Origin of the sequence: Pantoea sp. C8B4 (genome assembly GCF_051336905.1) — a bacterium.
GTDB classification, from domain to species: Bacteria; Pseudomonadota; Gammaproteobacteria; order Enterobacterales; family Enterobacteriaceae; genus Pantoea; species Pantoea rwandensis_B.
This window is the reverse complement of record NZ_JBGMNK010000030.1, coordinates 1-8,775: the sequence shown is the minus strand read 5'-3', so window position 1 is coordinate 8,775 and position 8,775 is coordinate 1. Positions and strand designations below refer to the sequence as shown.

At 52.2% G+C, this 8,775-nt stretch carries 13 protein-coding genes; 5 read left to right on the top strand and 8 right to left on the bottom strand.

All coding sequences use genetic code 11. From position 1 onward, the window contains the following. Window positions 1-193: 193 nt before the first annotated feature. The 7 genes from ACCW76_RS20760 to ACCW76_RS20730 all read right to left on the bottom strand — a co-directional run bounded on the left by ACCW76_RS20760 (window position 194) and on the right by ACCW76_RS20730 (window position 5,647). On the bottom strand, window positions 194-403 hold the full coding sequence (locus tag ACCW76_RS20760) for a DUF1471 domain-containing protein (RefSeq protein WP_436340005.1): 210 nt from the start codon (window positions 401-403) through the stop codon (window positions 194-196). A 245-nt stretch (window positions 404-648) separates the two neighbouring features. Beyond that, on the bottom strand, window positions 649-2,103 hold the full coding sequence (locus tag ACCW76_RS20755; protein WP_436340004.1) for a YncE family protein: 1,455 nt from the start codon (window positions 2,101-2,103) through the stop codon (window positions 649-651). Window positions 2,104-2,155: 52 nt separating this feature from the next. After that, window positions 2,156-2,566, bottom strand: coding sequence for a DUF305 domain-containing protein (locus ACCW76_RS20750; RefSeq protein ID WP_436340002.1), 411 nt, complete (start codon window positions 2,564-2,566; stop codon window positions 2,156-2,158). 113 nt (window positions 2,567-2,679) lie between these two features. Continuing rightward, a complete protein-coding gene (locus ACCW76_RS20745) occupies window positions 2,680-3,507 on the bottom strand; it encodes an alpha/beta fold hydrolase (protein WP_436340001.1) in 828 nt (275 codons plus the stop codon). 190 nt (window positions 3,508-3,697) lie between these two features. Continuing rightward, window positions 3,698-4,447 (bottom strand): SDR family NAD(P)-dependent oxidoreductase, encoded by a 750-nt coding sequence (locus tag ACCW76_RS20740; RefSeq protein WP_436340000.1) that lies wholly within the window; start codon window positions 4,445-4,447, stop codon window positions 3,698-3,700. Window positions 4,448-4,622: 175 nt separating this feature from the next. Beyond that, window positions 4,623-5,078, bottom strand: a complete 456-nt coding sequence (locus tag ACCW76_RS20735) for a nuclear transport factor 2 family protein (protein ID WP_436339998.1) — start codon at window positions 5,076-5,078, stop codon at window positions 4,623-4,625. Between the two features lie 14 nt (window positions 5,079-5,092). Beyond that, window positions 5,093-5,647 (bottom strand): VOC family protein, encoded by a 555-nt coding sequence (locus ACCW76_RS20730; RefSeq protein ID WP_436339996.1) that lies wholly within the window; start codon window positions 5,645-5,647, stop codon window positions 5,093-5,095. A 162-nt stretch (window positions 5,648-5,809) separates the two neighbouring features. On the opposite strand from ACCW76_RS20730, the gene ACCW76_RS20725 reads away from it, so the two are divergent. The 5 genes from ACCW76_RS20725 to ACCW76_RS20705 all read left to right on the top strand — a co-directional run bounded on the left by ACCW76_RS20725 (window position 5,810) and on the right by ACCW76_RS20705 (window position 8,198). Then, on the top strand, window positions 5,810-6,448 hold the full coding sequence (locus ACCW76_RS20725; RefSeq protein WP_436339995.1) for a LysR family transcriptional regulator: 639 nt from the start codon (window positions 5,810-5,812) through the stop codon (window positions 6,446-6,448). Further along, window positions 6,445-6,693: a LysR substrate-binding domain-containing protein gene (locus tag ACCW76_RS20720; RefSeq protein ID WP_436339994.1), complete on the top strand. Its 249-nt coding sequence runs from the start codon at window positions 6,445-6,447 to the stop codon at window positions 6,691-6,693. The genes ACCW76_RS20725 and ACCW76_RS20720 overlap by 4 nt, the downstream gene beginning before the upstream one ends. Window positions 6,694-6,822: 129 nt before the next feature. Then, complete coding sequence (locus ACCW76_RS20715) at window positions 6,823-7,227, top strand: nuclear transport factor 2 family protein (protein WP_436339993.1); 405 nt, start codon at window positions 6,823-6,825, stop codon at window positions 7,225-7,227. 41 nt (window positions 7,228-7,268) lie between these two features. Beyond that, entirely contained in the window at window positions 7,269-7,661 is a 393-nt protein-coding gene (locus ACCW76_RS20710; protein WP_058972796.1) for a putative quinol monooxygenase, read from the top strand. Window positions 7,662-7,841: 180 nt separating this feature from the next. Continuing rightward, on the top strand, window positions 7,842-8,198 hold the full coding sequence (locus tag ACCW76_RS20705) for a DUF4440 domain-containing protein (RefSeq protein WP_436339992.1): 357 nt from the start codon (window positions 7,842-7,844) through the stop codon (window positions 8,196-8,198). Between the two features lie 105 nt (window positions 8,199-8,303). Here the strand turns inward: ACCW76_RS20705 and ACCW76_RS20700 are convergent, their stop codons facing one another. Continuing rightward, window positions 8,304-8,519 carry a YdgH/BhsA/McbA-like domain containing protein gene (locus ACCW76_RS20700; protein ID WP_008102115.1) on the bottom strand — a complete coding sequence of 72 codons (216 nt, stop codon included), beginning with the start codon at window positions 8,517-8,519 and terminating at the stop codon, window positions 8,304-8,306. Window positions 8,520-8,775 lie beyond the last annotated feature (256 nt).

Below are 8,775 nucleotides of genomic sequence, written 5' to 3'. Positions count from 1 at the left end.
CTCTAAGGCGCCGTTCTGTTGCCTCTCAAAAAGGACCAGCAACCCCCTGACTCAAGCTACAATCGGATAGATCATCGAATTCATCTGTTAATCCTACCCAATGACTCGCCTCGGGTGAGCATATTGCAGGTGCATTAGTCTCCAATAAAAAAACAAAGGCCGCTTTGGGCGGCCCTTAATCTCTTGTCAGTGCTTATTTAGTCAATTCTGCAGAAATATAGGCGCCGTTATTGAAGCGGGCTCCGGTAATTTTGTATGAAGCACCGACCTGATGTGCCTGAGCAGCAATCTGCGCTTCTGCAGCATCCAGGGTTGAGGCTAAAGCGGTGACGCTCTGAGCAAAGCTGGCAAATGAAACAACTGAAAGTGCGATAACTGCAACGAAAGTTTTGATGTTTTTCATGGTCTGTTCCTCAATGATTTATTTAGTTTGTAAGGCTATCTGCCTCGATGGAATAATGATGCGCTTACGAGCCTGGGTTTAAAAGCAAAGAGACTTATCGAAAACATTCAAAAAATATGAATGAAATTTAGATGCACTCTTGCCGTAATAATCCATAAAAAACCCGCCATTTAGGCGGGTAAGAGTGAGCCAAAATTTCAGTCATGCAGAAGCGTAGTGACGGGATTGACCACACCCGTTAGGTATCAGCGCGCCTGAACCTGGACGACGCTCCCCTGTTGGCTGCCGTCGCTTTTGGCAATCACAAGGTAGCGACGTTCATCCGCGTGTCGGGCATCTACGATCTGCCGTATCGGTCCAACCGCATTAACAATGGCCGCACCAGCAGGGTTAGTCATAAAGCGCGTCAAGGGTTCCAGTTCACCGCTGCCGTCGGCTCGCGATGACAATGCCAGCAGGTAAGGTTGTTTGGGTTCTAAACCCGTCGCCGATGCCTGAAGAACCTGGGTTATCCCTTGTTCAAACAGTGAAACTGTTGTCGTCGGCTGCGTGTTTTTGGCGGCACCCACGCTTTTCAACTGGAGATGCACTGCCTGGCCGGCAATCCCCAGAGGCTGCAAGCCTTGCATTCCATCCCCTTGCGGCACAGCACCAGGCACATAAGCAACCGCTTGCGGCGCCTGCCCAATAGGGATGGTAGCGACCACCTTATAAGTCGTCGTATCAATGGCTGTGAGCGCATCGGCATTCTCCAGACCGACGTAAATACGCTTCCCGTCACCAGATGGCCACAGGCCGTGCGGGAGATTTCCCACCGGAATCGAAGCCACCTGTGAGAAGTCATCAGTGCGATAGACGTTGACTCGGTTCAGACCACCGACCGTGACCCAGGCAAAACTGCCTTTCGCGTTTTCGACGATGTTGACGTGATTGGTGATGGGGCCGGTATCCAGCGTTTTAATAATGTTGAATGGCGGTCTTGCGTTAAAGACCTGCACTTTCCCCGTGTCCTTTAGGGTAAACCACACCTGTTTACCGTCTGGCGATGCCGCGATGTTAGGGCAGAACGGGCTGGCCTGTTTCACCGAGCCGACAGTTTTGTGCGTCTTGACGTCAACCACCACGGTCTCCGGGTTAAACGAAGAGCAGACGTAACCGTACTGCCCGTCAGGCGAAAAGATCTGCATGCCCGGACCACCAGGCACTTTAATGCGTGTCTTCCCTTCACCACTGCTGGCATCAAGTACCGAAACGTAGTCCTCACCACGGACCGTCACCCACACTTCTTTTCCATCCGGCGTAAAGAACGCTTCGTGCGGAGAACGTCCCACGTAGGTGATATGCCTGACGGTGTTCGTCGCAGTATCGATAAAGCTCACCGAATTTGAGCCAATCGAGACCACAACCAGCGTTTTACGATCCGGTGAAAATCCCATGCCGTGTACCAACACCTGGCCTTTGTACAGAGGGCTGAGGTTTGCCGGCTGGGGATCGCCCAATCGGATAACGCCGAGCAACTTATTTCTGGCTGGATCGGTGACGGAGACCGTATTCGAGAACTGTTCCGCGGCATACACACGGTCATGGTGGCTGAGGGGGATCTCGGCGGCTGCAGCACCAAAGGGAGCCTGACCTGCCATCGCGGGCAAAGTAGAGAGCGCGACAGCGATAGCAAGTCCGGTCCTTAATAACGTTTTCATTGCATCATCCTGTTCAGTGGGGGTCTGTCAAAAGGAGAATTAGTGAGATTTATCAGGGCGTTGCACCCTCTACTGGCGCAATCTGGTCGGGAGCCGCCAGCGCGGGTGGCAGCGGTTTGTTCAGTGCCTGATACATAGCAGTGATTTCCTGCTGCTGGGTGACAATGATTTCCTGTGCGATACGGCGAAGCTGCGGATTAGTGCCGTAGCGGAGTTCTGCGATGGCCATGTCTATCGCCCCCTGATGGTGCGGGGCCATCATCGCCACAAAATCATCATCGATGTTGCCAGATGGCTTGACCTCCATGGCTGTCATCATTCGGTCCATCGCTGTTTGATTGTCCTGGATGAATGCGGATTCAGCAGCGCCAGACTGAGCAGCCTGATGTGCGTGATCCTGTGCTTCAACATCCGCCATAAATAACAGCACCATCAGGAAGGGAATTAATTGATATAACTTCATACGCATGCGTGCCTTTATTCCAAAAAATGAAAAGGAAAATGCGGCGGGAGGGTAAAAACAAATTAAATAGCGTGACCACCTCATAATTAAATGAGGTGGCTGGCTTGGATGACCTACGACTGAATAAATTCCAGCAAATCCTGGTTAAGTTGATCCTGATGGGTTGCCGCCAGACCGTGAGAAGCGCCGGGATAAATTTTCAGTTCAGCATGTGGGATAATCTCCGCAGATAACAGCCCAGAGTGACCGATCGGGACGATCTGATCATCATCACCATGAATGACCAGTGCTGGCACGGTGATTTTTCTCAGATCTTCGGTGTAATCCACTTCTGAGAACTCTTTAATACAGGCGTACTGACCGACAATCGAACCGGCCATGCCCTGATTCCAGAAGCTCAGGCGCAGGCCTTCGTTGATCTCTACGCCCTCGCGATTCATCCCGTAGAAAGGGATAGCGAGGTTGAGATAAAAGTCCGAACGGTTATCGAAGACACCTTTGCGAATGCCATCGAACACCGTCATATCGGTGCCTTCAGGCCACTCAGCCGATGAAATCATAATGGGCGGAACCGCACCAACCAGCACCACTTTTGCTACGCGAGCTTCGCCATGGCGCCCGATGTAATGCGCGACTTCACCACCACCGGTCGAGTGTCCAACCAGCACCGCATTTTTTACATTCAGCTCATTCAGCAGCACGGCGAGGTCGTCGGCGTAGGTGTCCATGTCATTGCCGTAAGATGGCTGGTCGGAGCGACCATGACCGCGGCGGTCAAGCGCGATCACACGATATCCTTGCTGTAACAAGAAAAGCATTTGCCCATCCCAGGCATCTGAACTCAATGGCCAGCCGTGTGAGAAAATAACCGGCTGTGCATTTTTGTCACCCCAGTCTTTATAAAAAAGACGAGTTGTATCAGGTGTGGTAATAAAGCTCATTTTTTGTTTCTCCGTTGATGATGTGCAGGTTATTCCTGGCCTGACGTCATGTCCGAATGAATAAATGTCGTCTTTTACAACGACATTTATTCATCGTTCTGATATGCATGGCGCAAGGCTATCCACCGACAAAATGAATAATAATGTCGTCGCGTTTATAAATAATTAAGAAGGTCTGTCAGGTAGTGAATTAAATCTGCGCTAAGCCACCGTCTACATATATTTCCGCAGCGTTAATAAAGCTCGCATCATCAGACGCCAGGAATGCCACGGTTTTACCGATCTCTTCCGGTTCACCCAAACGACCTAAAGGAACGCCGGCGGCGAGGGCATCAAACAAACCCTGGCGGTGCTCTTCGGGTACAAGACCTCCCAGACCTGGGGTACGGACAGGACCCGGGCTAACCACATTGACGCGGATGCCACGTTCCTTCAGGTCTAGCGCCCAGGAGCGTGCCAGATTACGCACGGCGGCCTTGCTGGCGCTGTAAACGCTGAAGCTGGCGGTACCTTTCGCTGCAGCGGTCGAGCCGGTAAGAATGACGGAGGCACCGTTGGTCAGCAGCGGAAGCGCCTTCTGTACTGTGAACAGCACGCCACGTACGTTGGTGCCAAAAATACGGTCAAAATGCTCTTCGGTGATGGCGCCGAGTGGCATCATGTCACCACCACCAGCATTCGCGAACAGTACGTCAAGCTTTCCTGAAGCGCTGGCAATCGTAGAAAACACCGTATCGAGATCGCTCAGCACTGAGGCATCCGCCCGAATCCCGGTGGCTGATGGTCCAATCAAGGCCACGGCGGCATCAAGCTCCTCCTGACGGCGGCCGGTGATGTAGACTTTTGCGCCCTGCTCCGCCAGCTCCTGCGCTGAGGCGAGGCCAATACCTGAGCTACCGCCCGTCACTAACGCAATCTTGCCTGCAAGTTTTTTACTCATGGTGAAACTCCTTTCTAAGTTTAAATTGGCTTTTAAAGTCATCGGGTTACCGAGCAGTTCACGCTGCTGAGTTCGGTAAGCACTGTAACGTCATTAATGAGTGCGAAAAAATGCACGAATCCGGAAAACACTTTCCACACAGGTGGATAATCAAAAATCGGGCAAATTCGTCGCGTTATTTATTGAGGAAAACACGCGCGCTGGTTAAGCGGCCCGCGCTGACCGTGAACACATCCTCACCCCGCACCAGAGTCGGATTGTCTTTTGGGCCATAACCCCAGGTCACACGGGCAATACCGTGATTCCACTCGACAGGTGCCGGGGTAAAGATAAAGCCCGGATGCTGTGCCTGAATTTTACTGATAGCAGCATTCACGCGGTCCGCCCCTGTGTTCAGTCCGGCATAATCGGCAACGAAAAAGTCTGCGGAGTACACCGCGGCAAACGCTTTCTCTCGTTCAACGGCATCGGTGTTATTCCAGATAGCAAAGTGGCGATCGATCAGCTGCTGCAGGCCTTCGGGTGCGAGTTGAGCCGTCGTGATGTTCATGGTTGTGTTCTCCGCTAATACGTTATGTGACCCGGCCAGCAGTACCGCCAGCAGCAGGGATTGGGTGAATACCTTTTTCATGTTTGTGTCCTCTGTCAGTTTGCGGCTTTCGCTTTGCCTACCAGTTCAATCTGCGAGCCCCATGGCGTCAGGAAATAAAACCACTGAGTGCCGTCGGCGTTGGTTACCGGCTCATTCAGGGTTTTCAGTCCGGCTTTTTGAATCGCCTTAAAACTGGCGGGCACATCCTGCGTTCTCAGGGCGATATGCGTTGCCGCGTCATCATCCTGATGAGGACGTGTATGGCCGATTTGCGCACCGCTGTACTGGAACAGTTCAACTCCGGTGCCATCAGGCAGACGCATCATGACAAAACGCTTGAGGTCACTGGACTGGTGCCAGTTAAACGCGGCTTTCCATGCATCCGGGATAGCGCCGGGGGTGATGTCTGATTCAATCTTGGCGCCAAAGGTGGTCTGGAAAAACGCGATGGCCTTAGCCAGGTCAGGTACGTTGATACCGGCATGGTCAACGCCTGAGATGGTGACCAGCGGTGCAGCGTCAGCGCTGAAAGCCGGAGCAGAGAGGCTGGCAGCGCCCAATAGCAGAGAAGAAGCAAACAGCGTTGAAGCGATACGTTGAGTTTTCATGTCTTATATTCCTGTGATAAGTGAATCAGCTCATTGACGACAGCGGTTGTTGTCGCGATGGAATAAGCATATCGACGCGCGAAGACTTTCAAAATAGAATGATTTGAAACTCATCATTGCAGATTTGAAATGAACAGATTCCCCGATTTCGAAGGACTCGCGATGTTTGCGAAAGTGGCAGAGGAAGGTTCTTTTGCGGCGGCAGCCAGAGTGATGGGGGTTTCCGTGCCCACCGTGTCACGTGCCGTTGCTCGCCTGGAAGAGCGGCTGGGCGGCCGGCTGTTTAACCGGACCTCTCGCCAACTGGCGTTAACGGAGTTCGGTCAAAGCATGGCAGCGAAGGCGTCAGAGATGTATCGCCAGGCAGAAGAAGTGGAAAGCGAAGCCCATGAACTGTCGGTGCAGCCTCGTGGTCAGGTGCGCTTAGCGGTGCCCATGTCGTTTGGCTTACGCTGGGTAGCCCCGCTGATGCCAGAACTTATTCGCCAGTTTCCGGAGCTGAGTGTCGATCTGCATCTGTCCGATGCCTCAGTTGATCTGATTGCCGAAGGCTTTGATGCCGCGTTACGTATTGCCGCATTACCGGACTCTTCGCTGGTGGCGCGCAGGCTGTGTGCCGTGACGCAATATTTGGTGGCCTCACCGGCTTATCTCGCTGAGCAGGGGGTACCGCAGCATCCGCGTGAACTCACTTCCCGGCAGTGCTTCAGTTATGCCTATCGTGCCAGAAGCCAGGTATGGCGCTCACGCATGATTCCGGCGCGCAGGAAGATATTGTCCCGAGCGGACCGTTGCGCGTGACCAACTCTGACGCCCTGCTGCCGCCCCTGCTGGCGGGCTTGGGGATTGCGGAACTGCCAGAATTTATGGCCGCGGAGTATCTGAAAGATGGTCGCCTGATACATCTGCTGGATGAGTGGTCAATGACACAAGGCGGGCTCTATTTTGTCACACCCACTTCCCGCAGCCGGCCGTTGAAGGTCAAGGTGCTGTCAGACTTCTTTGCCAAACATCTCAGTGAACCTGAATGGCGCTGGCCTAAGTGATAAGCGTTACCATTTCATTTATGAAATGATAACTTTCATTCTTTGCTGTTTTGATTGCTCCTGAGTTTCATTATTGTTGCTTCACGCCGCCGACACTCGTCCGGCACTGAAAACAGGAGCACTCATATCATGAAAACTGCCGTTCAATTACTCCAGAACTACCTTGACAGTATCCAGGATCCTAAAGCCGCCGCGGCCCTTTTTGCCGCAGATGGCGTGTTGGAACTGCCCTATCTGCAAACGCTCAGCCTGCCGCACAGAGTGCAGGGGCCGGCTGAAATCGAACACTTTATCGCCGGATTGCTGGTTAAAATTCCAGATTTCCGCTTCCGCAATATCCAGTTCTTTATCGATACCCCAACACAGGCCTTTGGCGAATACAGCGTAGAAGCCGAACTGGCGGGCACCGACCGAGTATACAAGCAGACTTATGCCGGAAGGTTGGTGGCTGAAGAGGGAAAAATCAAACTGCTGCGGGAATCGCTGGATACCCTCGCCGCATGGCGTGCATTCAGTGGCGAGCAGTCCGCCTGAAGCGGTTTTTGCATTCGATTAAAAATAACTGGAGATAAAAAATGAGTATTAATACAGCTGACACACGCATTTCTTCTGCGGGCGATCATGACAAAACCCAACCGACTGAAATCATCGTCAGCGCTTACTATCGCGTACACCCTGATGACCGCCAAACCTTCATTGATGCTGTAAAGCCTGAAATGCAGGCAGCACAGCAGCTGCCTGGCTGTGTATTTTATGCCTTCTCTCAAGACCTGGTGAATCCAGATGCTTTTCATCTGTCAGAGGGCTGGGCGGACATTGAAGCCTATGAGCGACACGAACACTCAGAGACATTCCTGAAAGCGCTGGCGACCGTGGTGAAACATGTCCGCATCCTTAATCGTGAGGGTATTCGTTACGACGTGGCGAAACAGCACATTGATGATCCGCGGGGTAAGGTTTCAGCCTGATTGCCAGGACTGAGTTTGACGGTGAGACATTGCTCAGCATCAATGAGAACAAGTGCGAATGTCTGCTGTTCGCTCAAAACTGCCTCTAAGTTGCAACCACGCTGAGAGCCTGCAGCGGTTCAGTGAAGCACTTTTATGTTAGAAGATAGCATCCGGTAGGATCACTTGAGGATAAGCAGAATGCTTCTGGAAAAGCTCAGGTTGCTGGAATGCAGCCTTCACGATGACAGGCGAAACGACCGGGAGTGGCTTGAGCGGCTTCTCCACCCTGAATTCCTAGAAATCACACGTTCAGGCGTGATAGTTGACCGCTCAGAGACGATCACGTCGCTATTAAACGAGAAAACTGCATCGCCTATTATCAGCAGTAATTTCCGACTCACCGAAATGGGTGAAGGCTGCGCCATGCTTCACTACCGGACGTCTTATGCTGACGGCAGTCGTCCTGCATTGCGTTCTTCCTGCTGGCTGTATTCGGATAAAGGACACTGGACTCTGATTTTTCACCAGGGAACGCCAGTCGAAGGCACTGCTTAGGTTCGCTGCTGGGATGTTCTTTTCAATTTGCCTGTATAACAGTTCAGATACAAAAAAGGCCGCCCGTGGGCGACCTTTTCTGGCACTTCCTTTTGCGACCATCCGTTATTTGTACAGCTCAGCGGTCATGTGAACGACGTTGCCGTTGCTGGCCTCAATGATTTTGTACTGCGCGCCCTGCTGCTGGGCCTGCGCGGCGATTTTGGCCTCGGCACCGTCCATAGTCAGGGACGTTGCGGTAACGCTCTGCGCGAAGCTGGCTGCTGACATCAGTGAAAGAGCGGCAACGGCGGCGATAGACATAGCTTTGATAGTTTTCATGGTCATTATCCTTGGTTTGTATGGTTGAAAGCGTGTTTGCTTTCGATGAGATAATGATAACCATGGTTACTATTGCATTATTAACAATAAATGCTGGCATTGTGATCGTGCTAACTATTGCGGCAATAGGTGTACTCAATGATCGGTTTGGCGCTGGGTTATTATGTTTAATGTAGAGAACATCCCTGTAGCTATCTTTTTGACGTCCGCAGATCGCTCGCAGCGGACCTAGCACAGCGCCTTAGTCTGCTTAGTT